Genomic DNA, 389 nt, shown 5'->3' with positions numbered 1-389 from the left:
GCCGAATCGATGCTCGACAACGCCGCGTTGAAGGACCTGCTGGCTCGAAAGTAGCAAGCCCGCAGGCCAAGCGCGAAGCGGTCCGGATATTGATGACCGAACGTGCCATGGGTGTTACCCGGGCCTGCGGGCTGGTAGGGATTTCGCGCTCGCTGTTCCACTACGAATCACGCCGCCGAGTTGATGACGAAGCGCTGACTGGCCGGATGATGGCCATCGCCGCGCAGAAGCGCCGCTACGGCTATCGCCGGATTCACGTGCTGTTGCAGCGGGATGGCTGCTTCGCCAACCACAAGCGCATCTGGCGCCTGTACAGCAAGGCGGGGCTGAGCGTGCGCAAGCGGCGACGCAAGCGTATTGCGGCTGTCGAGCGCACGCCGCTGCCGTTA

Annotated in this window: 1 protein-coding gene; it reads left to right on the top strand. The window is 64.3% G+C overall.

Features of this window, described 5'->3' with window-relative positions:
• Window positions 1–92: 92 nt before the first annotated feature.
• Window positions 93–389: IS3 family transposase (locus U4Z64_RS37430; RefSeq protein ID WP_321822700.1), on the top strand; the 297-nt coding region annotated here is incomplete at its 3' end.

The organism is Burkholderia sp. BCC1996 (genome assembly GCF_905339955.1).
In the GTDB taxonomy this organism is placed as follows: Bacteria; Pseudomonadota; Gammaproteobacteria; order Burkholderiales; family Burkholderiaceae; genus Burkholderia.
This window is presented reverse-complemented; position numbering and strand designations above follow the sequence as displayed.